Genomic DNA, 24,515 nt, shown 5'->3' with positions numbered 1-24,515 from the left:
CGCGGGCAAAGCCATGGCCGAGGAAAACGCTGTGTTGGTGGATCCGGCGGATGCCCCGAGGCAACCCGCGAAGTGGCGACTGGGTGGCGCGCTGTGGTTGCTGGGCATGCCCGGCGTGGTGGCGGTGGTCTGGGCGCTGCTTCCACCTCTGAGGGCCAACGAGGCCCTGCTACCGCTGCCGCTCTGGGCGGTGGTGCTGCTCAGCGGGCTGCAGACGGCGGTGCTGCTGGCGCTTGCGGTGGCTGTGGGCGTGTGGCTGGCACCTCGCGTGGGCTTGCGGGCGCCAGTGGTGTCTTCCTGGCTGGCCGGCCAGCCCATCGGCCCCGCGCTGCGTGTCCAGTCCCTGCCTGGGATCTTGGGCGGTGTGGTGGGGGCCGCGTGGTTGTGGGTGCTGTCCCAGGTGGCGCCCGCAGCGCTCCAGCCGTTGGACCCTGCCAGCGCCATGCCGCTGGTGGTCAAGCTGCTGTATGGCGGCATCACCGAAGAGCTGCTGGTGCGCTGGGGTGTGATGACCCTGCTGCTGTGGCTGGGCTGGCGCGTGGTGCAGCGCGGGCAGGGCCAGCCGGGCAAGGGGCTGGTGGCTGTGGCGGTGCTGCTCAGTGCGCTGCTGTTTGCGCTGGGGCATCTGCCTGCCGCGCAGGCGCTGGCGGGCGCATTGACGGTGCCCGTCGTGGTGTTTGTGCTGGTGGGCAACACGGCCTTTGGCCTGGTGGCAGGCTGGCTCTACGCGCGCCACGGGCTGGAGGCGGCGATCCTGGCGCATGTGCTGGCGCATCTGTTGTCATCTCCGTTGCTCTGATGGGGCTTTTGGACCGCAGGGCGGATGCAAGGGGTAACTCGCCTGTAACCGCTTCGTGTGAGAATTGAAACTCGATTACATCCGCCATACAAACGAGAGAAAGAGACAAACCCATGCCTACCCGCCGCGCCACCAAAATTGTTGCCACCTTGGGCCCCGCATCCAGCGACCCGGCACTGCTGGAGGCCATGATCCGAGCAGGGGTGAACGTGGTGCGGCTGAACTTCAGCCACGGCAAGGCGCAGGACCATATCGACCGCGCCGCCACCGTGCGTGCCGCCGCCCAGCGCGCGGGCCGCGAGGTGGCCATCATGGCCGACCTGCAGGGCCCCAAGATCCGCGTGGGCAAGTTTGCCGAGGGCAAGGTGCAACTGGAATCGGGTGCCAAGTTTGTGCTCGATGCGTCGCGCACGGAGCTGGGCGACATCGAAGGCGTGGGCCTGGACTACAAGGAACTGCCGCGCGATGTGAAGGCGGGCGACCTGCTGCTGCTCAATGACGGGTTGATTGTTCTCACCGTGGATGCGGTGCGCGGCGAAGAAGTGCACACCACGGTCAAGGTGGGCGGCGAGCTGTCCAACAACAAGGGCATCAACAAGAAGGGTGGCGGCCTGACGGCACCGGCCCTCACGGCCAAGGACATGGAAGACATCCGCACGGCGATGAGTTTTCAGGCCGACTACGTGGCGGTGAGCTTTCCCAAGAACGCGACCGACATGGAAATGGCGCGCCAGCTGTGCAACGTGGCCGCGTCCGAGTACCGCCACAAGCCGGGCCTGATCGCCAAGATCGAGCGGGCCGAGGCCATCCCCCACCTGGAAGCCATCCTGCGCGTGAGCGACGGGATCATGGTGGCGCGCGGCGACCTGGCGGTGGAAGTGGGCAACGCGGCCGTGCCCGCGCTGCAAAAGAAGATGATCCGCATGGCGCGCGAGCTGGACAAGGTCGTCATCACCGCCACGCAGATGATGGAAAGCATGATCACCAACCCCGTGCCCACGCGCGCCGAGGTGAGTGACGTGGCCAACGCCGTGCTGGACGGCACCGACGCCGTGATGCTGAGCGCCGAGACGGCCGCAGGCCGCTACCCGCTCGAAACCGTGGAAGAAATGGCCACCATCTGCGCAGCGGCCGAGGCGGCGGAAGACCATCACCTGGACGCGGACTTCACCGGGCAGACCTTTGGCCGCATCGACCAGTCCATTGCCATGGGCGCACTGTTCACCGCCCACCACCTGGGCGCCAAGGCCATCGTGGCCATGACCGACAGCGGTGCCACGGCGCTGTGGATGAGCCGCCACAGCATCCGCATCCCCATCTATGCGCTCACGCCCAAGGTGACCACGCAGCGCAAGATGGCCATGTACCGCAACGTTCGCCCTCTGCTCATGGACACCAGTGCTGACCGCGATACGGCCCTTGAGCAGGCCGAGCGCCACCTCAAGAACCGCAACATCGTGCAAAAGGGCGATGTCTACGCCATCACCTGCGGCGAACCCATGGGTGCGCCGGGCGGGACCAATATGCTGAAGATCTGCGTGGCGAGCTGAATAGCCAGGTTCTGAATCGTTAGCTGGCCGCGTGCGGCGGGTCGTTGGCGAGAGACAACGCCGCCAGGCGTGGGCGCAATGCCAACGCTCCCAGGTCGCACAGCCAGCCCACCGTCCAGCAGAGCCAGCCCGTCCACAGCGTGTGGCTCATGAAGTGCGCGCCCCGCACCTGTTGGGCTCCACCCAGCACCAAGCCTGCCAGCACCGCCGCAGCCAGCCACCAGCGCGCGGCAGCCGGTGCCTTGTGGCGCAGCGCGAAGTAGCCCCCCACGAAGGCAAAACCCGCCGAGGCATGGCCCGCCGGAAAGCACCGCCCACCGCCGCCATCGACCACGCCCAGCGCCCAGTGGGAGGCATACCGCGCCACACCGCCGAACTCCGCCAGGTCCCAGGGGCAGCTGGTGGTGCTGAGGTTCTTGCCCACGCTCACGGCCGCCAGCGCCAGCAAGGCACTGATGGCCATCTGCAGGCGCTCACCCACATCCAGACGCCGCAGCACCCCCCAGGGCCACCACACGCCCAGCGCCAGCAGTAGCACCAGCAGCCATCCCAGGCGGCGGGCCCCTTCGTGGAGCACCTGCACGAAGAACCATTGTTCTCGCAGTGGGAACCCGTTGGCCGAGCCAAACGCGCGGGCCAGGGGGATGTCTTGCCCGCCAGCGTCCCATGCCACTATGGCGATCAGGATGCCCAGGGTCCACAGGAGCAAGGTACGGTGGTCGTGGGCGAAGCGGCGGGGCGAGGAAGGCGTGGGCAGCATTCCACTGACCATAGGGCGCTCCACTTAACGCCGCCTTAATGACCCTGCGCAGGTTGCCGCGCCCGGCGACAATCGCTGTATGCGAATACTCGTTGTCGAAGACGATGCCGGCATTGCCACAGGCCTGCGCACGAACCTGCAGCAACGCGGCTATGCGGTGGATGTGTGTGATGGCGTGGCCAGTGCCTGGGGGGCGTTGCGCGCGGAGCGCTTTGATGCCGTGCTGCTCGATCTGGGGTTGGCCGACGGTGATGGCGGCGATCTGCTGCGGCGGCTGCGCCTCAGCCCAGCGCCGGGGGGGGCGGCTTCTGCGCAGGTTTTGCCCGATCCCTCCACCCCTGTGCTCATCGTTACCGCCCGCGACCAGGTCCACCAGCGCATTGCGGGGCTGGACCAGGGGGCGGATGACTACCTGGCCAAGCCTTTTGACATGGACGAGCTGGATGCGCGCTTGCGCGCCCTGCTGCGCCGGGCCGCCGGGCGCGCGTCGCCCACCATCCGCCATGGCGATATCGAGATGGACCCTGCGGCGCGCACCGTGCACCAGGGCGGCAAGCTGGTGGAGATGTCGCCCCGGGAGTTTTCGGTGCTGCTGGTGTTGCTGGAGGCGCGGGGGCGGGTGCTCTCGCGCCAGCAGATCGAAGAGCGCCTGTACAGCTGGGATGCTGCCATCGAGAGCAATGCGGTGGAGGTTCACATCCACCACCTGCGGCGCAAGCTGGGCAGCGCATGTATCCAGACCATGCGCGGTGTGGGCTACTTCATGCCCCAGGAGGCGGCCGCATGAGCGCTGCTGCCGCAACGCCCGGGGGGAGTGCGCGCAGGCCGTCGCTGACCCGGCAGCTGCTGCTGTGGTCCCTGGGCGCGCTGGTGCTGGTGTGGGGCAGCTTTGTGTTCATGGGCTACCAGACGGGGGTGCACGAGGCGGATGAACTGACCGACGGGCACCTGGCCAGCGTGGCCGCCCTGTTGCTGAACCTGCGTGCGAACGAGGCTGCCGAGGGGCCCCACGTCACCCAGCGGGTCGCCACACCCTGGCTCAAGTCGCACGACTACCAGCAATCGCTCAGCGTCGTCCAGTGGGATGCGCAGGGGCGTCTGCTCCATCACAGCGGTACGGCGCCCGTGCCTGCTTTCAGCGCCGCCGAGGGGTTCGCCAACATGGCGCTGGGGGCGAAGGGCGTGGTGTGGCGCAGTTTTTCCCAGTGGGACGCGGCACGCACGCACAAGGTCATGGTGCTGCTGGAGCTGCGCGAGCGCGACGAGCTGGCCCAGGACATTGCCGAGCAGATGATCGAGCCTGGCCTGTGGTTGCTGCCCGTGGTGTCCCTGGCCCTCGGGCTTGCGCTGTGGCGCGGTCTGCGCCCGCTGTATGCCCTGTCGGCCGACGTGGCTGCGCTCGACCCCGCCAGCACCCAGCGGCTGGCGTCACGCCATGCCTGGAACGAGTTCGAGTCCGTGGTCGCATCGATCAACACCCTGTTGGACCGCCAGCAGGCGGCGATGGTGCGCGAGCGCCGGCTGGCCAATGAGGTCGCGCACGAACTGCGCACGCCCCTGTCCTCCATTGCGCTGCAGGCCAGTGCTTTGGGCGGCGAGCTGGATGCGGCCGCCAGGGCGCAGGCCATCGCCCGCATTGGTCAGGATGCCCTGCGTGCAGGGCATGTGCTCAACCAGCTGCTGGCCCTGGCGCGCGCGAGCCGGGCCGAATTGCATGAGGCCAAGGCGCCGGTGGATTTGTGCGCAGTGGCGCGCCAGGTGTGTGCCGACTATGCCCAGGCGGCCTGGCAGCGGGGCAACGACATTGCACTGTCGGCGCCACAGGCGCTGTGGGTGTCTGGGCATGCGCTGCTGCTGGACGTCGCGGCGCGCAATCTGGTGGAAAACGCGCTCAAACACACACCAGACGGCACGCACATCGCCGTGCAGGTAGGTGCCTCTGACGGGGCGGGTGCATGGCTGCAGGTGTGCGACGACGGCGCGCGGCGCCAGGGCGATGCATCTTTCGCTCCGGGGCCGAGAAACCCCTCGGACAGCCTGCATCTGGGCCACGAGATCCTGCGGCGTGTCGCAGACATCCATGGTGGCTATTTCGGGCCAGCGCCTGCCGCCCCGCCCTTTACCACCTGTTTTCGGTTGGATTTGCCCCCTTCGGCGGTCACGCCCCCCGGTTAAAATTGCGAGTTACCAAGCGGTTACCACCGCCAAGCCCGGCTTACAGCGCCTTCCCCAACCTTCAACGGACCCTACGACCATGCCCCTCGTTTCGATGCGCGAACTGCTCGACCATGCCGCTGCCAACAGCTATGGCATCCCTGCCTTCAACGTCAACAACCTGGAGCAGGTCCAGGCCGTCATGGCCGCCGCCGACGAAGTGGGCGCCCCGGTCATCCTGCAGGCCAGCGCCGGTGCCCGCAAATATGCGGGTGAGCCCTTCATCAAGCACCTCATCCAGGCAGCGGTCGAGGCCTTCCCGCACATTCCGCTCGTCATGCACCAGGACCACGGCACTTCGCCCAAGGTCTGCCAGGGCGCCATCGACCTGGGCTTTGGCTCGGTGATGATGGACGGCTCGCTGATGGAAGACGGCAAGACGCCTTCCTCGTTCGAGTACAACGTGGAAGTGACCCGCAAGGTGGTGGACATGGCGCACAAGGTGGGCGTCACGGTCGAAGGCGAACTGGGCTGCCTGGGCAACCTGGAAACCGGCGAAGCCGGTGAAGAAGACGGTATTGGCGCTGAAGGCAAGCTCGACCACAGCCAGATGCTGACCGACCCTGAAGAAGCCGCCGTGTTCGTCAAGGCCACGCAACTGGACGCCCTGGCCATTGCCATCGGCACCAGCCACGGCGCCTACAAGTTCAGCCGCAAGCCCACGGGCGACATCCTGGCCATCAGCCGCGTCAAGGAAATCCACCAGCGCATCCCCAACACCCACCTGGTGATGCACGGTTCCTCGTCGGTGCCCGCCGAGTTGCTGGCCATCATCAACCAGTACGGCGGCAAGATGAAGGAAACCTACGGCGTGCCGGTCGAGGAAATCCAGGAAGCCATCAAGCACGGCGTGCGCAAGATCAACATCGACACCGACATCCGCCTGGCCATGACCGGCGCGGTGCGCAAGTTCCTGGCTGAGAACCCCGACAAGTTCGACGCCCGCGAATGGCTCAAGCCTGCCCGCGAAGCCGCCAAGCAGGTCTGCAAGCAGCGTTACCTGGAGTTCGGCTGCGAAGGCCAGGGCAGCAAGATCAAGGGCCTGAGCCTCCAGGTTGTGGCAGCCCAGTACGCTGCGGGTACGCTGGCCCAAGTGGTGAACTGATCGTTGGCATGAGGCCCTGCGGGGCCACTGCCCAGCCTGGCTGCGTTGTGCTGCCAGGCTTTTTTTTGCCTGTCTGCATGCAGAGACTGGGGAGTTCCCTCTACAGCAGACAAAGGTGACAGCGACAAGATCTTCTTCATGTAAGCTCGCGGTCAGCTTGCCCACCGGCAGCGCCGCAAGAAGTGTCCGATACCAGGGCGCTTTCAACACATTTCTCACCAGCTACACCGAGCTGGTTGTTGCATGGCAGAAGCCGTCGATGGACGGACTCGGGTGCCGTGGGATGATTGAAGGCGAATTCGTATGAACCTTTCTCTATGACTCTGACAATTTCAAAGTTCCGGCGGCTGTTGCCTCTCCTGCCTGTGTTGGCTGTGACGGTGTTCACGGTGGCGTGCGCGCCCCTGACCGTTCCTCCCAAGTCCGAATATCCCGTGGGTCGCGCCCGTCTGGTGTTGCCGCCGGGGGCGTGGCAGGACCTGGGAACCTCCGAAGAAGCCACATCCAGCCCCGCAGGCCGTACCCCGCTCCAGACGCGTGCGGTGGCGCTGCGGGGTGCACAAGGCGAATGGCTGGCTGCGGTGCGCGTGCAGACCAACCGCACCGGCGATCTGCGCGGGTCTCCGCAAGGGGTGGGGTACTGCCCGCCGCAACAGGACGTCGTGGTCAAAGATCCCGCGGATGGCAGCCCCGTGCGCGCCGACTGCCTGCGCTTCAAGCTTTGGGCGAGCAGCCCCAAGTGGCTTGAAAAGAACCGACCCGATCTGGGCCAATGGATGGCCAGCCGCCAGATCGCGCTGAGCACCCCCTATGCGCATGTGAGCTACCGCTACGTCACCGAAGCGGGTGTCTGGGTGGCGGTGGATGCCCTGGTGGACCAGCGGCTGATCAGCGTCCGACCGCGCAACAACGAAGAGTTCCTGGTCGCAGGTCTGCCCTTCCAGCAGTGGGCCTATGACCTGGCCCAGGCTGTACGCCTGAGCGCCGGCATGGTGGACGGCCACCTGGCCATTCCGCCTTTCCCGTTCCCCACGCCCACATCCAGACCCTAGCTCGCCAGTTCTCCCCTGCCTGGCGGCCTTGCATAACGATTACGAAACTCGAGGAGACCTCTAATGCAGACAACCCCCGTCCCGCAGCCGCAGCGTATCGGCGTGCCCAGGGAGACCTTCCCCGGTGAAAAGCGCGTGGCCACAGTGCCCGATGTGGTGGAAAAGCTGATCAAGCTGGGCTTCGCGGTCACGGTGGAGTCGGGGGCTGGGGATGGCGCCAATTTCAGCGATGACGCCTACCGCGCCGCCGGGGCTCAGATCGTGGGCGACGCTGCCGCGCTGTGGGCTGCATCCGATATCGTCTTCAAGGTGCGCCCGCCCAGCAGCGACGAAGTGGCGCTGATGCGCGAGGGTTCGACGCTCATCGATTTCATCTGGCCCGCCCAGAACCCGGAACTGATGCAGCAGTTGGCCGCGAAGAAGGCCACGGTGCTCGCCATCGACTGCCTGCCACGTACGCTCTCCCGCGCGCAGAAGATGGACGCGCTCACCTCCACCGCAGGCGTCAGCGGCTACCGCGCCGTCATTGAGGCGGCCAACGCCTTTGGCCGCTTCTTCAACGGCCAGATCACGGCGGCGGGCAAGGTGCCGCCCGCCAAGGTGTTCATTGCAGGTGCTGGCGTGGCGGGTCTTGCGGCCATTGGCACGGCGGCCAATCTGGGCGCCATCGTGCGCGCCAACGACACACGTGCCGAGGTGGCCGACCAAGTCAAGTCGCTGGGCGGTGAGTTTGTCAAGGTGGACTACGAGGAAGAAGGCTCGGGCGGCGGCGGTTACGCCAAGGTCATGAGTGAGGGCTTCCAGGCCGCGCAGCGCAAGATGTACGCGGAGCAGGCGAAAGACGCCGACATCATCATCACCACCGCGCTGATCCCTGGCAAGCCCGCGCCCAAGCTCATCACGGCCGAGATGGTGCAGAGCATGAAGCCCGGCAGCGTGATCGTGGACATGGCCGCCGAGCAAGGCGGCAACTGTGAGCTGACGGTGCCCGGCCAGGCCGTGGTGCGCCATGGTGTGACCATCGTCGGCTACACCGACCTGGCTTCGCGCCTGGCCAAGCAGTCGTCCACCCTGTATTCCACCAACCTGCTGCGCCTGACAGAAGAGCTGTGCAAGGCCAAGAACGGCGTGGCCGTGGTCAACATGGAGGATGACGCGATCCGGGGCCTTACCGTGGTCAAGGATGGTGCCATCACCTGGCCCGCACCGCCGCTCAAGCAGGCGCCAGCGCCCGCTCCCAAGGCGGCAGCGGCACCCGTGGCTGCCAAGAAATCCAGCCATGGCCCCGGTGCCCCCATGTCCGCCAAGACGCTGACCATTGTTTTTGCCGTGCTGGCCGTGCTGTTCTGGGCCATCGGTGCCTATGCGCCTGTGGCATTCCTGGGGCACTTCACGGTGTTCGTGCTGGCTTGCTTCATCGGCTACATGGTGGTGTGGAACGTCACGCCCGCTCTGCACACGCCGCTGATGAGCGTGACCAACGCCATCTCCAGCATCATCGCCATCGGCGCGCTGGTGCAGATTGCGCCGCCCGATGCGGGTATCAATGGGCGCCCGGATGGGCTCATCCTGTGGCTTGCCTTTGCCGCCCTGGTGCTCACGGCCGTCAACATGTTCGGTGGCTTTGCGGTCACGCGCCGCATGCTCGCCATGTTCCGCAAGTAATCCGATAACGACAAGAACAACGAGGAGCACAGAACATGTCCCAAAGTCTCGCTACCGTGGCCTACCTGGGCGCGGCCATTTTGTTCATCCTGAGCCTGGGCGGGCTCTCCAACCCCGAGACCTCGCGCCGGGGCAACCTGTTCGGCATGGTCGGCATGGGCCTGGCCGTGCTGGCCACGGTGTTCGGCCCGCGCGTCAGCCCCGCAGGGGTGGCCTGGATCGTCGGTGCACTGGTCATTGGCGGCGGCATTGGCCTGTATGCGGCCAAGGTCGTCAAGATGACGCAGATGCCGGAGCTGGTCGCGCTCATGCACAGTCTGGTGGGTCTTGCGGCCTGCCTGGTGGGGTTTGCCAGCTATGTGGATACCTCGATCCAGCTGCAAGGTGCGGAGAAGATCATCCACGAGGTGGAGATCTATGTCGGCATCCTGATCGGCGCCATCACGTTCAGCGGATCACTGATCGCCTTTGGCAAGCTCAACGGCAAGATCGGTGGCAAGCCACTGTTGCTGCCCGGCCGCCACTGGATGAACCTGGCTGCGCTGCTGATCGTGATCTGGTTTGGACGCGAGTTCTTGCGCGCCGAGACCATTGAACAAGGCATGGTGCCGCTGATGGTGATGACGGCGATCGCACTGCTGTTCGGCATTCACATGGTGATGGCCATTGGTGGTGCCGACATGCCGGTGGTGGTGTCCATGCTCAACAGCTACTCGGGCTGGGCGGCGGCGGCCACGGGCTTCATGCTGTCCAACGACCTGCTCATCGTCACGGGCGCGCTCGTGGGCTCCTCGGGCGCCATCCTGTCCTACATCATGTGCAACGCGATGAACCGCAACTTCATCAGCGTGATTGCGGGCGGCTTTGGCTCGGGCGCTGGAACTCCCGCCAAAAAAGGCGAGGCAACCGAGCCGCAGGGCGAGGCCGTACCCGTCAGCTCCGCCGAGACGGCCGAGCTGCTGCGCGATGCCAAGAGTGTGATCATCGTGCCCGGCTACGGCATGGCTGTGGCCCAGGCCCAGCACACGGTGTACGAGATCACCAAGACCCTGCGCGAAAAAGGCGTGGATGTGCGCTTTGCCATCCACCCGGTGGCAGGCCGCATGCCCGGCCACATGAACGTGCTGCTGGCCGAGGCCAAGGTGCCCTACGACATCGTGATGGAGATGGACGAGATCAACGAGGACTTCCCGAATGCCGACGTGGCCATGGTCATCGGCGCCAACGACATCGTGAACCCGAGCGCGCTGGACGATCCGTCCAGCCCCATCGCCGGCATGCCGGTGCTCGAAGTGTGGAAGGCCAAGACCTCGATCGTGATGAAGCGCTCCATGGCGTCGGGCTATGCGGGGGTGGACAACCCTCTGTTCTACAAGGACAACAATCGCATGCTGTTTGGCGACGCCAAGAAAATGCTCGACGAAGTTCTTTCCGCGCTCAAGGGGTGACGGGCATAATTCCACCGCGAAAAAAGCACGACCGTGCTGTTAAGCGCAGCACGGTTTTCACGACCTCAATAAAACTTATCAGGAGACAACAATGACCCATCGCCCCTGGCTGACTGCCTATCCGCAAGGCGTCCCCGCAGACATCGACACCACGCAATACCCGTCGCTCGTGGCCCTCATGGACGAGGCGTTCACCAAGTACGCTGGCCGCGTGGCCTACAGCTTCATGGGCAAGGAAGTGACCTATGCCCAGACCGACTCCCTGAGCAGTGCGTTTGCGGCCTACCTGCAGGGCCTGGGCCTGGTCAAGGGCGACCGTGTGGCCATCATGATGCCCAACGTGCCGCAGTATCCCGTCACGGTGGCCGCCATCCTGCGCGCAGGTTTTGTGGTGGTCAATGTGAACCCGCTGTACACGCCGCGCGAACTGGAGCATCAGCTCAAGGACTCGGGCGCCAAGGCCATCGTCATCATCGAAAACTTCGCCACCACGCTGCAAAGCTGCATTGCGAACACGCCCGTCAAGCACGTGGTGCTGTGCGCCATGGGCGACCAGTTGGGCCTGCTCAAGGGCGCGCTCGTCAACTATGTGGTGCGCAACGTCAAGAAGATGGTGCCCGCCTACAACCTGCCGGGTGCCGTGCGCTTCAATGACGCGGTGGCCCAGGGCACGCGCGGCACGCTCAAGAAGCCCGACATCAAGCCTGACGACATCGCGCTGCTGCAATACACCGGCGGCACCACGGGTGGCGTGAATGGACATCGCTGCTGCAATACACCGGCGGCACCACGGGTGTGAGCAAGGGCGCCGTGCTGCTGCACCGCAACGTGATCGCCAACGTGCTGCAGTCCGAGGCGTGGAACGACCCCGTGATGAAGAAGGTGCCCGCAGGCGAACAGCAGACCAGCATCTGCGCGCTGCCGCTGTACCACATCTTCGCGTTCACCGTGAACATGATGCTGAGCATGCGCACGGGCGGCAAGACCATCCTGATCCCCAACCCGCGCGACCTGCCTGCCGTGCTCAAGGAACTGTCCAAGCACACCTTCCACAGCTTCCCGGCCGTGAACACGCTGTTCAACGGCCTGGCCAACCACCCCGACTTCAATACCGTCAACTGGAAGAACCTCAAGGTCTCGGTAGGCGGGGGCATGGCCGTGCAGGGCGCTGTGGCCAAACTGTGGCTGGAGAAGACCGGCTGCCCCATCTGCGAAGGCTACGGCCTGTCGGAGACCAGCCCCTCGGTCAGCTGCAACCCCGTGACCGCCAAGGAGTTCACGGGCACCATTGGCGTGCCGCTCCCCGGCACCCTGATGAAGCTGATCGACGACGACGGTAAGGAAGTCACCACCCTCGGCCAGCCCGGCGAGATCGCGATCAAGGGCCCGCAGGTGATGGCCGGGTACTGGCAGCGCCCCGACGAGACCGCCAAGGTCATGACCGACGACGGCTTCTTCAAGTCCGGCGACATCGGTGTCATGGACGAGCGCGGCTTCTTCAAGATCGTGGATCGCAAGAAGGACATGGTGCTGGTCAGCGGCTTCAACGTCTACCCCAACGAGGTGGAAGAGGTCGTGGCCAACTGCCCCGGCGTGCTCGAATGCGCCGTGGTGGGCGTGCCCGACGAGAAGACTGGCGAAGCCGTCAAGCTCGTGATCGTCAAGAAAGACCCCGCGCTTACCGAAGCGCAGGTCAAGGAGTTCTGCCGCGCTGAACTCACGGGCTACAAGCAGCCCAAGGTCATCGAGTTCCGCACCGAGCTGCCCAAGACCCCCGTGGGCAAGATCCTGCGCCGCGAGCTGCGCGACAAAAAATGACCATCCCCCTGAGCCGCTTCGCGGCTTCCCCCTTCTCTCGGCTCGCGCCGGAAAGGGGTACGACGCCGGCGGCCTGGCGAAGCCAGTTCCACGGCGTCCGCTGGTATGGGTCGTGTCGGTTTCGTAGGCCATGACCACCGCCATCCTCAGCGCCTTGCCCGAAGAGCAAAGCTCGCTGGTTGATCACCTCTTGCACCCTCAGCGGGTGATGCACGCAGGCCGGGCTTTCTGGCTGGGTGATCTGCAGGGCCGCCCGGTGGTGTTGGCGCTGTCGGGTATCGGCAAGGTGGCGGCGGCCACCACGGCCACGGCGCTCATTGAGCGGTTCGGTGTGGCGCGCATCGTCTTCACCGGGGTTGCGGGCGGTGTGGGCGATGGCGTGAATGTGGGCGACGTGGTGGTAGCGCAGGACTACCTCCAACACGACATGGACGCCTCTCCCCTGTTCCCCCGCTGGGAAGTGCCGGGCTACGCACGCAGCCGCCTGGTCTGTGATGCAGCATTGTCCGCTATGCTTTTGGAAGCTGCTAACGATTGTGTATCAAGCGCTAGAGGCCAATTTGGCTTGGAATATGTGCCGCAGAGCACACCGAAAGATGCCCTGCACCGCGCGCACCACGGCCTGGTTGCCAGCGGGGACCGCTTTGTTTCTGCCGCCGATGAAGCCCACCGTCTGCGCACCACGTTGCACGACGCTGGCCACAATGTGCTGGCCGTAGAAATGGAAGGCGCCGCCGTCGCCCAGGTGTGCCACGACTACGGCATCCCCTTCGCCGCTGTGCGCACCATCTCTGACCGCGCCGACGACACCGCGCATGTGGACTTCCCCCACTTCGTCACGACCGTAGCCAGCCGCTATGCCGAGCACATGGTGCTGGCGTTTTTGCAGAAACTATGAAATTAATAGCTGCTAGCGCTTGATGGGTAAGCGCTAGAGGTCAATTTGGCTCATTTCCTGCATTGAAGTAACCGACGAAGCGATGACCCGCCTTGCCCAGGCTTCGACAAGCTCAGCCCGAACGGGCGGAGCGTGAGCCGGGGAAGTCGTAACCAGCGGCGAGCAGTTCCACCACCACGCCGTGAAACCGGCGCGCCCCAAATACCAACGCCACCGCGGAACCGGCTTTGCCGGGCCGCTGGAGGCGTCCCCCTCAGGGGGAAGGCGCGCAGCGCCATAGGGGGAAGCCTATTTAAGCCAGCCGCGCTTGCGGAAATACCACATGGGCCCGAGCGCACTGGCCACCATCAGCGCAAGCGCATACGGGTAGCCCAGCGACCAGTCCAGCTCGGGCATGAACTTGAAGTTCATGCCGTACACGCTCGCAATCAGCGTGGGCGGCAGCAGCGCCACGCTGGCCACCGAGAAGATCTTGATAATCTTGTTCTGGTTGATGTTGATGAAACCGACCGTGGCGTCCATCAGGAAGTTGATCTTGTCGAACAGGAACGCCGTGTGGTTGTCCAGCGACTCGATGTCGCGCAGGATCTGGCGGGCTTCCTCGAACTGCTCGGAGTTGAGCATCTTGCTGCGCATCATGAAGCTCACCGCGCGGCGGGTGTCCATCACGTTGCGGCGGATGCGGCCGTTCAAGTCTTCCTGGCGGGCAATGGCGCCCAGCACCTCGCCAGCAAGGGCGTCGGTCACGTCGCCGGCCAGCACTTGCTTGCTGACTTTCTCCAGCTCGTCGTAGATGTTTTCGAGCGTGTCGGCCGAATACTCGGCGTCGGCATCGAACAGCTTGAGCAGAACTTCCTTGGCGTCCTCGATGAGGCCCGGCGCGCGGCGTGCGCGCATGCGCAGCAGGCGGAACACCGGCACGTCTTCGTCGTGGATAGAAAACAGCACGCCCCGGCTCTTGAGGTTGGCGTTGTGCTGGTTCAGGATGAAGGCCACGCGCACCGAGCGGGGGTCTTCGTCGTCGTCAATCAAGAAGTCGCTGCGGATGTGCAGCTCGCCGTTGTCCTCTTCGTAGAAGCGGGCGGATTCCTCGATGTCTTCGTCCATCGCATCCTCGGGGATGGACAGGCCGTAGTGCTGCTTGATCCAGCGTTTTTCTTCGAGCGTGGGGGCTTCCAGGTCCACCCAGATCGGCTGGAACTTGGTCAGCTCTTCCAGCGATTCAATTTCTTCCTGGAACAGCCGGCCATTGGCGAGCGTGAAGATGTTGAGCATGGGCTCACTCCCTTGTTGTATGGCATCTGCGGTGTGGGGATCGGGTGCTTTCAACCCCACAGCGGCAGGCCGGGGAGCTGAAAGCTACCAACTCGGGTAGGTTTCCAAGGAGCTTTCTCCGTAAAAAAATGGACAGGCGGCGGATTATGGCACTGCGGCTGCAGTGGAGTCGTTGCAAATGCCCGCGCCCTCAGCGGTCAGCCGGGCGAAGCCTGGCGCACGATGGCCAGCGCCCGGCACAGGTCGGCCCAGGCGGCGGCCTTGACGTCTTGCGAGCGCAAGAGAAACGCGGGGTCGTAGGTCACCACGGCCGGGCATTCCGCCAGCTGGTGCGGGCCCGCGCGCAGGCGGCCCAGCGGCTCGGTGCGCCCCAGCGCCGCCCGCGCCGCCACATGGCCCAGCACCAGGACCAGGGCGGGTTGTAACTCAGCCACGGCGTCGGCCAGCGCGGCGGGGATGTTGCTGTCGCCACCGGTCTCTGCGCCGGCTGCAGTGCGCTCCAGCGCAGCAAGGAACACACGGGGGTGCTTGTGCAGCTGCATGGCGCGCAGCATGTTGTCCAGCAGCCGGCCTGCGTCGCCACCCAGCGGCTCGCCCGGCGTCAGGCTCTCGGTCACGATTAGCCAGCCTCCACCCAGCCCGGCCGGGGTCTGCGATGGGTCGGCGCTGGGGTAAAGCACCTGGGGCGCATGCAGCCGCAAGCTGGGGATGGTCGGTGCTGCGCCTGCGTTCTCTACCGCAGGCGCCGGCGCGGGTGCACGCGGGGCCGCTGGCTGGGGCGCTCGGGCAGCAGGGGGGCTGGCTATGGCGGGTGCCGGCGCCATGCGGGCGGCTGGGGCGGGTGCCGCCATGGCGGCTGCGGGGGCCATGGCTGTGGTGCGGGCTGCAGGTGCCTCCGGCTGCACCCACACGGTGACGCCCATTTCTTGCAGCATGGCGCGCTGGCGCGCATCGAGGTGAAGGCTCATGGAAAAAAGGGCCCGTTGAAGGTGTTGCTCACAGTGCCAGGCTCATGACCACGGCATCTTCGCGCTGGCCCAGGTCGGCGGGGTAGTAGCGCTTGCGTTCGCCCACGCGTCGGAACCCGTGTGTCTGGTAGATGTGCTGGGCGCGCAGGTTGCTCACGCGCACCTCCAGCCACAGCCACTGGGCGCTGCGCCCGCGTGACCACAGGGCCAGCGCGTCCAGCAGCACCCGCGCCCAGCCCTGGCGCTGGAACTCGGGGGTGACGGTGATGTTGAGCAGGTGCACCTCGTCCACCCCCATCATGGCCACGAAGTAGCCGAGCAGGTGTTCGTCCGCCATCAGCACCTGTGCCTGGTAGCCCGATGCCATGGCATCGGTGAAGTTGCCGCGTGTCCAGGGGTGCGAATAGGCACGTTGTTCCACCGCCAGCACGGCATCCAGCCGCGCGAGCGTGAGGGCTTCAAAGCGCGCCTCGGGCGCGCCGGCAGACGGGGTGGGCAGGGCGCTCATGGGGTCTGGCAGAAAGGATTCACAGAGGAGCGGGCACCGCCTGGGCGGCGCGCAGCGCAGCCCGCTCGGCGGTGGTTTGTGCCACTTTATCGCGGATGTAGCGCGGCAGCGCATCGCTGGCCGGCACACCTTCGCCCGCTGCCAGCAAGGCCGGTGCCAGGCGCAGCAGCGCCGTGGCTGTGGGCAGCGCGGCCATGTGGGCAGCCGTGGGCGCCAGCCGCTCGCCATAGGGCGTGCGCGCATTGCCCGCCACCGTCCACCCTGCGGGGGCAAGCACGGATTCCGGTGCGCCCAGGCCAAAGTCGGCCTCGGTGTGCCAGCGGCCCTGGGCGGCGACCCATTCGCAGCGCGCGTAGTAGACCTCGTCCATGCGCGCGTCCAGCACCGCCACCACCTGCGTGCAGCCGTGCGCGTGGCGCGCTTCCTCGGCCACGGCCAGCAGGGTGTCCACGGGCAGCACCGGCACACCCTGGCCCCCGCGCGCGCCAAACGCCAGCCCCTGGGCCACGGCGCAGGCGGTGCGCAGGCCGGTGAAGGAGCCTGGGCCCCGGCCAAAAACAATGGCCTCCAGCGTGTCGAACGACAGGCCCGCCTGTGCCATCAGGCTGCGCACTGTCGGGATCAGGGTGGCCGACGCTTGCGCGCCCCCAGGGCCCGTGTGCTGCCACACGGCATCCCCGTGCTGTACGGCGATGGAGAGGGTGTCGGTGCTGGTGTCGAAGGCGAGCAGATTCATGGGGCCAAGGGGTTTGCGCGGCAAAAGGGGTCAGGGGGCGGTGCGGCCAGAGGCGGGCGTGGACGGGATGGCGGCCATGCCCGCCTGGCTCTTGCGCAGCACGCCCAGCAGGATACCGGCAGTCACCAGCAGCAGGCCCGCGACGAGGTTCCAGTACATCGGCTCGTCCAGAAAAATCACCGCGCCGATGGCCGAGAGGCCGGGCACCAGGGCCGTGATCATGGTGGAGCGCACCGGGCCATAGTGCTGGATCATGCGGGTGAAGCCAATGCCCGAGATCACCACCGACCCGCCACCTTGGAACGCCATGTGAAAGACGATCTCGCTCCACGGCGCAATGGCCAGGTGGCTGGTGACGGCTCCCAGCGCAATCAGCAGCGCGTAGCTGGGCACATAGACCAGGCAGGCAAACGCGGTGATGGCGATGGTGGCCTGCACGGCGTCCACGGCGTGGCGCCGGGCCAGCACGCTGTAGGTGGCCCAGCACGAGGCGGCCAGCATGAACAGCACGTCGCCCTTCCACACATCACCGCCCGAAAACGCTGCCAGCAGGCTGCGCCCGCCCACCAGCAGGTCGCCTGCCACGATCAGCGCCAGGCCTGCCGCGCGCAGCGGGGTGATGTGGTCGCGCAGCAGCACGGCGGCGAGCAGTGCTGTCCACAGCGGCAGGCTGCCCGGCATGAGCACCGCCGCATGGGTGGCGGGCGCGTGGAAGAACCCCGCATAGGCCAGCATGGCGTAAAGCAGACCACCAAAGCTGCCCAGCAGCACCGTGGTGCGCAGCGGCAGAGGCGAGATACCTGCCAGGCTGGAGGGCGGGGCCGCAGAGCCCAGTGCTGTGGTGCGCTGCCGCACCATCCACCAGCCCCAGGGCAGCAGGACCAGGCTGGCGCCCACGATGCGCAGCAGCGCAATGTCGAACGGGGTGAGTGTGCGCTGGGCCGATGCGCGGGCAATGACGATGAAACCCGTCCAGATGGTGACCGTCACGACTGCCGCCAGCAGGCCGATGGCACGAGGAGAAAAACGCATCGGGGGATTATCGGTGGGTGGGGGCGGCGGCGCTTGCAGCGGATCTGGACGCCGGCGCGACCCAGGTGGGCTTCCTGCCGGGCGATAGACTCGCTCCATGCTTTTGCTTCCTGTTTTTTGGCGCCGCGCTGCGCTGCGTGGGGCCCTGGGTGTTGTTGTGGCCTGGTTGGCTCTGGTGGGGGCTGTTGACACGGCCCAGGCCCAGGCGGCGGCGCCCGCAACCCCGCTGCCGCCCGAGGTCGAAGCCGCCCTGGCCCGCGCCAGGTTGCCGCGCGAGGCCCTGTCGGTGATGGTGCTGGATGCCCAGGGCGGCAAGACTTCGCCTGTGCGCCTGGCGCACCGTGCGCAGTTGCCGGTGAACCCGGCATCGGTGATGAAGCTGGTGACTACTTACGCTGCGCTGGAGCAACTGGGCCCCGCCTATGTGTGGAACACCCCGGTCTATCTGCAGGGCACGGTGCAGGACGGCAGCCTGCGGGGCAACGTCTACATCCAGGGCCAGGGAGACCCCAAGCTGGTCATGGAGCGGCTGTGGCTGCTGATGCGCCGCCTGCAGGGCCAGGGCATCCAGGTCATCGTGGGCGACATCGTGCTCGACCGCACCGCCTTTGAGGTGCCCGACCACGATCCAGCGCGATTTGATGGCGAGCCCCTGCGCCCCTACAACGCCGCGCCCGACGCGCTGCTGCTCAACTACAAATCGTCGGTGATGACCTTTGTGCCGGATGCCGCCGCAGGCCTTGCGCGCATCCAGTACGACCCGCCATTGGCGGGTGTGCAGCGCCAGGCCACCGTGGCGCTGGCCGCGCCGGGCACCGAGTGTGGCGACTGGCGTGGTGCCTTGCGGGCGGAGCTGGCCGACCCTGCCAAGGTGAGCTTTCAGGGCGTGTACCCCGCGTCCTGCGGGGAGCGGGTGTGGCCCGTGGCCGCCGCCGACCCGCGCGGCTTTGCGGCGAAGGCCGTGGAGGGCATGTGGCGCGAACTGGGCGGCAAGCTCACGGGCAGCGTGCGCGAAGGCAAGGTGCCTGCGGGCCTCAAACCCGCGTTTGTGGTCACGTCGCCAGCCTTGGCCGAGGTCGTGCGCGACGTGAACAAGTACAGCAACAACGTCATGGCGCAGCAGGTGTTCCTGACGCTGGCACTGCAAAAGAACGGCGTGGCCACCTTCGACGGTGCCCGCGAGGCCCTGCGCCAGTGGTGGCTTGCACGCATCGGCGACGCCGAGCCGCCCCAGGCCGACAACGGCGCAGGCCTGAGCCGCGATGCCCGCCTGACGGCCCAGGCACTAGCGCGCATGCTGCAGGTGGCCTGGGTATCGCCCGTGATGCCGGAGCTGGTGGCGTCGCTGCCCATCTCCGGGGTGGACGGCACGCTGCGTCGCAGCCAGAGCCGTGCGGGCACGGCCCACCTCAAGACGGGCAGCCTGCGCGATGTGATGGCCGTGGCCGGTTACGTGCACGCGGCCAGCGGGCGGCGGTATGTGCTGGTGGCCGTGGTCAACCATGCCAATGCCGGCGCTGCGCGGCCCGTGCTCGACAGCCTGATCGACTGGACCGCGCGCGACCAGTGAATAATGCGCACTCGCGCAGCCATCCGCCGCGCAGTCACCCGCCTCCCCCCATGTCCACCACCGAGCTGATCGGCTACGTTGCCGCCTTCCTGACCACCTGCAGCTTCGTTCCGCAGGCCCTGCACACCTTCCGCACCCGCGATGTCCGGGGCATCTCTCTGGGCATGTACAGCGTGTTCACGGCGGGGGTGGCGCTGTGGCTGGTGTATGGCGTCGTCCTGGCGGCGTGGCCCATCGTGGTGGCCAACGCCATCACGCTCGCACTGGCGGGGACGATCCTGGGGATGAAGCTGGTCTACGGGGCGCGTGGCCATCGTTGAGCAGCCACTGCTGGCGGGCTGCTGTCACCTAGGCGTCTGCCCGCTGGTTCGGTCCGCGTTATCCCCTATGGATGGTGCAGTGCAGGTGCGCGCACGATGCGTCGTTGTTTCTTGACCTGAGGTATCCATCCATGAAGTATTTCCGCCTTACCTGTGTTGCCGCTGCTGCGGTGCTGCTTGTCGCCTGCGGTGGCTCTGACGATCCAGACCGTGGTTCGCTGATCGACCCCCCTGCCGTGATGACCACGCTGACGGCCGCGCAGATCGACGCAGGCACCTCCAGCAGCGGTCTGCAGGCCATCACGGGCAAGGCGAAGTGTGATGTCAAGGTGGTGGCGCTCAACTACGCCACCGTCGGCGCCAAGGCCGGAGAGAACACCAACGCCTCGGGCGTGATGCTGGTGCCCGCTGGCAGCTGCAGCACGGCCGCACCGCTGATTGCCTACGCCAAGGGCACCGATGTGCAAAAGCCCCGCACCCTGGCCAACCCGCAGGACAGCGAAACCTTCCTGCTCGCCGCCATGTACGCCGCCCAGGGCTATGCGGTGGTGGCCACCGACTACCTGGGCTTTGCCAAGTCGGGCTACAGCTACCACCCCTACCTGCATGCCGATTCGGAAGCCACCACGGTCATCGACTCGGTGCGTGCCGCACGCAACGCAGCGGGCACCGTGGGGGCCAATCTGTCGGGCAAGGTCATGTTCACGGGCTACTCGCAGGGCGGGCATTCGTCGATGGCCGCGCACCGCGCTGCGGAACGCGACTACGGCAGCGAATTCAATGTGGTTGCTGGTGCCCACCTGGCGGGCCCGTACAACCTGTCGGGCTCGCTGCGCATTCCGGATGCGATTGCCGGGGTGCAGTTCTTCGTGCCGTATCTGGTGACGGCCTGGCAGAAGGTCTATGGCGACGTTTACACGGACGTCAAGCAGGTCTTCAAGGCACCGTACTCGGGCTACATCGAAAACCTGCTGCCCAACCCCACGATGACCTACACCACGCTGCTCACCTCGGGCACCCTGCCCGCAGGCACGCCCAACCAGGCGCGCGACGCGCTGTTCCAGTCCGCCTTCATCACGGGCTCGCAGACCAGCACCACCCACCCGCTGTACCTGGCGGCCAAGAAGAACGACCTGCTGGGCTGGAGCCCCAAGGCCCGCGTGCTGCTGTGCGGCGGCGCGGGTGACCCCACAGTGCCGCCAGCCATTCACCAGCGCGTGATGAAGGCCGACTTCGACAGCCGGGGCCTGACCAACGTGACCTCGGTCGACGTCGATGCCGCCATCCAGGCCACCTTTGGCCCGGGTGGCCAGGCCCCCACCGACCCCGCATCGGCCGCGTTTGCCACCTACTACGGCGCCTACCATGGCACCTATGAACCCCCGTTCTGCCACGCCCAGGCGCGCGCTGTGTTCGACATGGTCAAGTAAGCCGGTCGGCATGCCGTGGCATGCCGTACAGCAAAAAGCCGACCCAAGGGTCGGCTTTTTTTGTGGGCCGCTGCCCCTGCACAGCAGCAGGCTCAGCGGCGGCTGGGGGCGAGTCAGCAGCCCCTTACCAGCGGGCGCGCAGGCGGTCGTAAGCGTAGGTGCCGAACTGGCGCTGCGCCGAGGGCGTGAGGTACACCGGGTCCGCAAACACGTAGGAGGTCTGGCTGGCGCCCGGCAGCAGCGTGGAGGCGGTGCACAGGGCAGAGTTGACCTGTCCTGCGCCGATGCCGATGCCGTTGGTGGCATCCACCGAGGTGCACACGGCCGTGGTGGCGTTGTTGAAACCGTAGTTGGCGGGTACGCCGGTGTACAGGTTCACGTAGTAGGCCAGGTCCACATACAGTACGTTGGCACCCAGGTCCACGATGCCCACGAGCAGGCCGTCGTTGAAGCGGCTGCTGGCGTCGGCCAACAGGGCTTCGCGGCCAATGGTCTTGGCCCAGGGGGTCTTGCTCAGGTCGTAGGTTCCCGTCACGACCACATACTTGGCGCCTGCGGCGACCAGGCGACGCACCTGCGCGGCCATGTCTTCACCCGCCTGGCGGGCTGCGGCCACCATGGCGGCCTCGGTCTGGGTGCCGGCCTGCACGGCGGCCATGCCGGCGATCACGTCGCTGATGCCGCCGCTCAGAAACACCACGTCACTGGCGCCAAAGCTGCCACTGGCCAGGAAGGTGTCGATCTGCTCGGTAATGGTGGCGGTGCTGGCGTTGCCAGCCGCGTCGGGCTTGGTCTTCACGCGGGCATTGCCTACGGCATAGCTCTTGCCACCCGCAGAGGCGGCCGCAAGGGGCTTGCCGTAGTTGGCGGCCACCTGCAGGGTCCAGTTGTTCACACTGCCGTCGTTGACGGTATAGCGCGTTCCTTTTTGCCCCACATCGCTGTTGGCATCGCCAAACGCGATGAAGCGCTCGGGCGCGATGGCCGATTCGGTGGTGCTGGAACCGCAGGCCGCGAGCAACGCGGCCGACGCACATGCGGCGACCAGTACGGTGCGGCGCATCCAATTTGCTGCCATGTATTTCTCCAGAAAAGTGGGGGGTAGTTTAGCGGTGCAACGTCAACGCATGTAAAGCCGTCTGGCGCGGCCGGAATCACGCTGCAGACGCACGCTGCAGGCGGTCGCGCACACCTTCCCACTCGGGGCTGGTGGGCGGGGTCTCGATCCAGATCAGTTTCACGCCATCGTCGTCAAAGCCGCGCAGCACCGCGAACAGCTGCTGGGCCGTGGCGGTGGCGTCGTCGGGCATGCGGCGCATGACGAGCTTGGACGATTGGGTGCGCAGCGCAGCACGGGCATACACCGCGATGTGGGCGGCGTCGGCGCCCAGCAGGTCCAGGCCGGTCTGCAGCGCCTTGGCGTCCATCAGTCGCACCTTGGCGGCGGGCGCGTAGTGCGCTTCGAGCGTGCCCGAGGCGCGGGGCGTGAGCGCGGGCATGTCGTCCTTGGACAGCGGCGCAATGCCGCAGGCCGCCCGGATTTGCTCGCGCGTGATGGCGCCGGGGCGCAGCAGCACGGGCACGCCGCGCGTGCAGTCCACGATGGTGCTTTCGATGCCCACTTCGCACGGGCCTCCGTCGAGCACCAGCAGCTCGGCGCCCAGCTCGTCCTGCACGTGCCGGGCGGTGGTGGGGCTCACGCGGCCAAAGCGGTTGGCGCTGGGGGCGGCCACGCCCCACACGGGAGGGCCGCCCTGGGCGTCGCTGTCGCCGGGTGCGGCGCAGGCCAGCAGCAGGGCATGGGCCACGGGGTGGGCGGGGCAGCGCAGTCCCACGCTGTCCTGCCCGCCCGTGGCGGCGCTGGCCACGCCGGGCAGGCGCGGCAGGATGAGCGTGAGCGGGCCGGGCCAGAAGGCATCGACCAGCTTCTGCGCAAAGCCCGGCACCTCGCTGGCGAAGTGCGCAATGCCCTCGGCATTGGCCACATGCACGATCAGGGGGTGGTCGCTGGGGCGTCCCTTGGCCGCAAAGATCTGCGCCACGGCGGCATCGCTGCTGGCGTCGGCCGCCAGGCCGTACACCGTCTCAGTGGGCAGGCCGAGCAGCGCGCCGCTGCGCACGGCCCGCGCTGCGGCGGCGATGGATGCGGGCTGGGTGCCGTCAAGAATCATGGTCAGAACTGCGCAATGCCCAGCAGGGCCGCCGCCTTCAGGGCAGTGGCACGTGCTGCTTCGGGGGTGGCTGCGGTGATGTTGAGGTGCCCCATCTTGCGGCCGCGCTTGGCGTCGCGCTTGCCATACAGGTGCAGGTGCGTGCCGGGCAGGGCCAGCACCTCGGCCCAGGGGGGCGTCTGCGCGGCGTCGCCGTGTGCAAACCACAGGTCGCCCAGCAGGTTGAGCATCACGGCGGGGCTGTGCTGGCGCGGCTGCGTGAGCGGCAGGCGGGCCATGGTGCGCACCTGCAGCTCGAACTGCGACACGTCGCAGGCGTTCTGGCTGTAGTGGCCGCTGTTGTGTGGGCGCGGGGCGATCTCGTTCACCACCAGGCTGCCGTCCTGCAGCACAAAGAACTCCACGCAGAGCACGCCGACGTATTGCAAACCATTTGCTATCGAAACTGCAGCTGCTACCGCTTGCTGGGCAAGCGCTGGAGGCAGATTTTGTTCAAAAACCTCCGTCACCGCCAGAATCCCGTCGCGGTGCAGGTTGCGCTGTACGGGCAGGTGCACGGTGCCACCGTCGGCGCCGCGCGCCACGATCACCGAGCATTCCAGCGCCAGCGGCAGCATCTTCTCCAGCACGCAGGGCACCTTGCCGACTGAGTCCCAGGCAGGGGCCAGCTCGGCGGGCGTCTTCACGCGCACCTGGCCCTTGCCGTCGTAGCCCATGCGGGCCGTCTTCAGGATGCCTGGTAACAGATCAGAAGAAACTGCAGCCAGTTGCTCCGCCGTTTCGATCACCGCATACGGCGCACAGGGCACGCCGCAGGCCACGAAGTGGGCCTTCTCCCGCGCACGGTCTTGCGCCACCGACACAGCGCTGGCGGCGGGCGACACGGGGCGTTGCGCAGCCAGTGCAGCCAGCGCGGTAGCGGGCACGTTTTCGAACTCGGTGGTCACAGCATCCGACAGGCGGGCCAGCTCGGCCAGGCCTTGCGGATCTTCATAGCCGGTCTGGATGTGGTGGTGGCTCACCAGCCCGGCCGGGCTGGTGGGGTCGGCGTCGAGCACGGCCGTGAAGTAGCCCATGGCCTGCGCCTGGTGCACAAACATGCGGCCCAGCTGGCCGCCGCCCAGCACGCCCAGTGTGCTACCGGGCAGAAGGGGTTGATGGGTGGATTTTTTCATCGCCGGGCCGCCCCAAGATGA

At 66.7% G+C, this 24,515-nt stretch carries 21 protein-coding genes and 1 pseudogene; 13 read left to right on the top strand and 9 right to left on the bottom strand.

All coding sequences use genetic code 11. The annotated features are described in order from the left end of the window. Positions 1 to 13 precede the first annotated feature (13 nt). Both EXV95_RS14765 and pyk read left to right on the top strand, forming a co-directional pair. Positions 14 to 799, top strand: coding sequence for a CPBP family intramembrane glutamic endopeptidase (locus tag EXV95_RS14765; protein WP_176887419.1), 786 nt, complete (start codon positions 14 to 16; stop codon positions 797 to 799). A gap of 113 nt (positions 800 to 912) precedes the next feature. Beyond that, entirely contained in the window at positions 913 to 2,349 is a 1,437-nt protein-coding gene (gene pyk / locus EXV95_RS14760; RefSeq protein WP_055398460.1) for a pyruvate kinase, read from the top strand. Positions 2,350 to 2,368: 19 nt separating this feature from the next. On the opposite strand, the gene EXV95_RS14755 is transcribed toward pyk, so the two are convergent. Continuing rightward, on the bottom strand, positions 2,369 to 3,109 hold the full coding sequence (locus EXV95_RS14755) for a phosphatase PAP2 family protein (RefSeq protein ID WP_370460271.1): 741 nt from the start codon (positions 3,107 to 3,109) through the stop codon (positions 2,369 to 2,371). 79 nt (positions 3,110 to 3,188) lie between these two features. Between EXV95_RS14755 and EXV95_RS14750 the strand changes: the two genes are divergently transcribed. The 8 genes and pseudogenes from EXV95_RS14750 to EXV95_RS14715 all read left to right on the top strand — a co-directional run bounded on the left by EXV95_RS14750 (position 3,189) and on the right by EXV95_RS14715 (position 13,309). After that, the gene (locus EXV95_RS14750; RefSeq protein WP_176887417.1) at positions 3,189 to 3,896 is read left to right on the top strand and encodes a response regulator transcription factor; all 708 of its coding nucleotides are present in this window, start codon (positions 3,189 to 3,191) and stop codon (positions 3,894 to 3,896) included. Further along, a complete protein-coding gene (locus EXV95_RS14745) occupies positions 3,893 to 5,284 on the top strand; it encodes a histidine kinase dimerization/phospho-acceptor domain-containing protein (RefSeq protein WP_176887416.1) in 1,392 nt (463 codons plus the stop codon). The genes EXV95_RS14750 and EXV95_RS14745 overlap by 4 nt, the downstream gene beginning before the upstream one ends. 79 nt (positions 5,285 to 5,363) lie before the next feature. Further along, the gene (gene fba / locus EXV95_RS14740; RefSeq protein WP_055398457.1) at positions 5,364 to 6,428 is read left to right on the top strand and encodes a class II fructose-bisphosphate aldolase; all 1,065 of its coding nucleotides are present in this window, start codon (positions 5,364 to 5,366) and stop codon (positions 6,426 to 6,428) included. A gap of 317 nt (positions 6,429 to 6,745) precedes the next feature. Beyond that, positions 6,746 to 7,480 carry a hypothetical protein gene (locus tag EXV95_RS14735; RefSeq protein WP_176887415.1) on the top strand — a complete coding sequence of 245 codons (735 nt, stop codon included), beginning with the start codon at positions 6,746 to 6,748 and terminating at the stop codon, positions 7,478 to 7,480. A 63-nt stretch (positions 7,481 to 7,543) separates the two neighbouring features. Beyond that, positions 7,544 to 9,145: a Re/Si-specific NAD(P)(+) transhydrogenase subunit alpha gene (locus EXV95_RS14730; RefSeq protein WP_176887414.1), complete on the top strand. Its 1,602-nt coding sequence runs from the start codon at positions 7,544 to 7,546 to the stop codon at positions 9,143 to 9,145. Positions 9,146 to 9,180: 35 nt separating this feature from the next. After that, positions 9,181 to 10,593, top strand: a complete 1,413-nt coding sequence (pntB, locus tag EXV95_RS14725) for a Re/Si-specific NAD(P)(+) transhydrogenase subunit beta (protein WP_176887413.1) — start codon at positions 9,181 to 9,183, stop codon at positions 10,591 to 10,593. Positions 10,594 to 10,684: 91 nt separating this feature from the next. Beyond that, positions 10,685 to 12,411: pseudogene (locus tag EXV95_RS14720) on the top strand (AMP-binding protein). A 130-nt stretch (positions 12,412 to 12,541) separates the two neighbouring features. Then, complete coding sequence (locus tag EXV95_RS14715; RefSeq protein ID WP_176887412.1) at positions 12,542 to 13,309, top strand: 5'-methylthioadenosine/adenosylhomocysteine nucleosidase; 768 nt, start codon at positions 12,542 to 12,544, stop codon at positions 13,307 to 13,309. A gap of 288 nt (positions 13,310 to 13,597) precedes the next feature. On the opposite strand, the gene corA is transcribed toward EXV95_RS14715, so the two are convergent. The 5 genes from corA to EXV95_RS14690 all read right to left on the bottom strand — a co-directional run bounded on the left by corA (position 13,598) and on the right by EXV95_RS14690 (position 17,828). Continuing rightward, positions 13,598 to 14,584 carry a magnesium/cobalt transporter CorA gene (gene corA / locus EXV95_RS14710; protein WP_055398450.1) on the bottom strand — a complete coding sequence of 329 codons (987 nt, stop codon included), beginning with the start codon at positions 14,582 to 14,584 and terminating at the stop codon, positions 13,598 to 13,600. A gap of 197 nt (positions 14,585 to 14,781) precedes the next feature. Further along, positions 14,782 to 15,552, bottom strand: a complete 771-nt coding sequence (locus EXV95_RS14705; protein ID WP_176887411.1) for a uracil-DNA glycosylase family protein — start codon at positions 15,550 to 15,552, stop codon at positions 14,782 to 14,784. A 28-nt stretch (positions 15,553 to 15,580) separates the two neighbouring features. Next, a complete protein-coding gene (gene rimI / locus EXV95_RS14700) occupies positions 15,581 to 16,060 on the bottom strand; it encodes a ribosomal protein S18-alanine N-acetyltransferase (protein WP_176887410.1) in 480 nt (159 codons plus the stop codon). Between the two features lie 19 nt (positions 16,061 to 16,079). Continuing rightward, the gene (gene tsaB, locus EXV95_RS14695; protein WP_176887409.1) at positions 16,080 to 16,796 is read right to left on the bottom strand and encodes a tRNA (adenosine(37)-N6)-threonylcarbamoyltransferase complex dimerization subunit type 1 TsaB; all 717 of its coding nucleotides are present in this window, start codon (positions 16,794 to 16,796) and stop codon (positions 16,080 to 16,082) included. A gap of 30 nt (positions 16,797 to 16,826) precedes the next feature. After that, on the bottom strand, positions 16,827 to 17,828 hold the full coding sequence (locus tag EXV95_RS14690; protein WP_176887408.1) for a DMT family transporter: 1,002 nt from the start codon (positions 17,826 to 17,828) through the stop codon (positions 16,827 to 16,829). A 97-nt stretch (positions 17,829 to 17,925) separates the two neighbouring features. Here EXV95_RS14690 and dacB point away from each other — a divergent pair, with 97 nt between their 5' ends. The 3 genes from dacB to EXV95_RS14675 all read left to right on the top strand — a co-directional run bounded on the left by dacB (position 17,926) and on the right by EXV95_RS14675 (position 21,148). Then, positions 17,926 to 19,398 (top strand): D-alanyl-D-alanine carboxypeptidase/D-alanyl-D-alanine-endopeptidase, encoded by a 1,473-nt coding sequence (dacB, locus tag EXV95_RS14685; RefSeq protein WP_176887407.1) that lies wholly within the window; start codon positions 17,926 to 17,928, stop codon positions 19,396 to 19,398. Positions 19,399 to 19,448: 50 nt separating this feature from the next. Beyond that, positions 19,449 to 19,718: a SemiSWEET transporter gene (locus tag EXV95_RS14680; RefSeq protein WP_055395455.1), complete on the top strand. Its 270-nt coding sequence runs from the start codon at positions 19,449 to 19,451 to the stop codon at positions 19,716 to 19,718. A 131-nt stretch (positions 19,719 to 19,849) separates the two neighbouring features. After that, complete coding sequence (locus tag EXV95_RS14675; protein ID WP_121421483.1) at positions 19,850 to 21,148, top strand: lipase family protein; 1,299 nt, start codon at positions 19,850 to 19,852, stop codon at positions 21,146 to 21,148. A 124-nt stretch (positions 21,149 to 21,272) separates the two neighbouring features. On the opposite strand, the gene EXV95_RS14670 is transcribed toward EXV95_RS14675, so the two are convergent. From EXV95_RS14670 to EXV95_RS14660, 3 genes are all read right to left on the bottom strand, one after another. Then, positions 21,273 to 22,226, bottom strand: a complete 954-nt coding sequence (locus tag EXV95_RS14670; RefSeq protein WP_176887406.1) for an SGNH/GDSL hydrolase family protein — start codon at positions 22,224 to 22,226, stop codon at positions 21,273 to 21,275. A gap of 76 nt (positions 22,227 to 22,302) precedes the next feature. Next, positions 22,303 to 23,319 carry an L-threonylcarbamoyladenylate synthase gene (locus EXV95_RS14665; RefSeq protein WP_176887405.1) on the bottom strand — a complete coding sequence of 339 codons (1,017 nt, stop codon included), beginning with the start codon at positions 23,317 to 23,319 and terminating at the stop codon, positions 22,303 to 22,305. A 2-nt stretch (positions 23,320 to 23,321) separates the two neighbouring features. Further along, positions 23,322 to 24,494, bottom strand: coding sequence for a 5-(carboxyamino)imidazole ribonucleotide synthase (locus EXV95_RS14660; RefSeq protein ID WP_176887404.1), 1,173 nt, complete (start codon positions 24,492 to 24,494; stop codon positions 23,322 to 23,324). Positions 24,495 to 24,515: the final 21 nt, after the last annotated feature.

The organism is Acidovorax sp. JMULE5, assembly GCF_013376875.1.
Taxonomy (GTDB): domain Bacteria; phylum Pseudomonadota; class Gammaproteobacteria; order Burkholderiales; family Burkholderiaceae_C; genus Acidovorax; species Acidovorax facilis.
The sequence above is the reverse complement of the archived record's forward strand: the minus strand, read 5'-3'. Positions and strand labels throughout refer to the sequence as shown.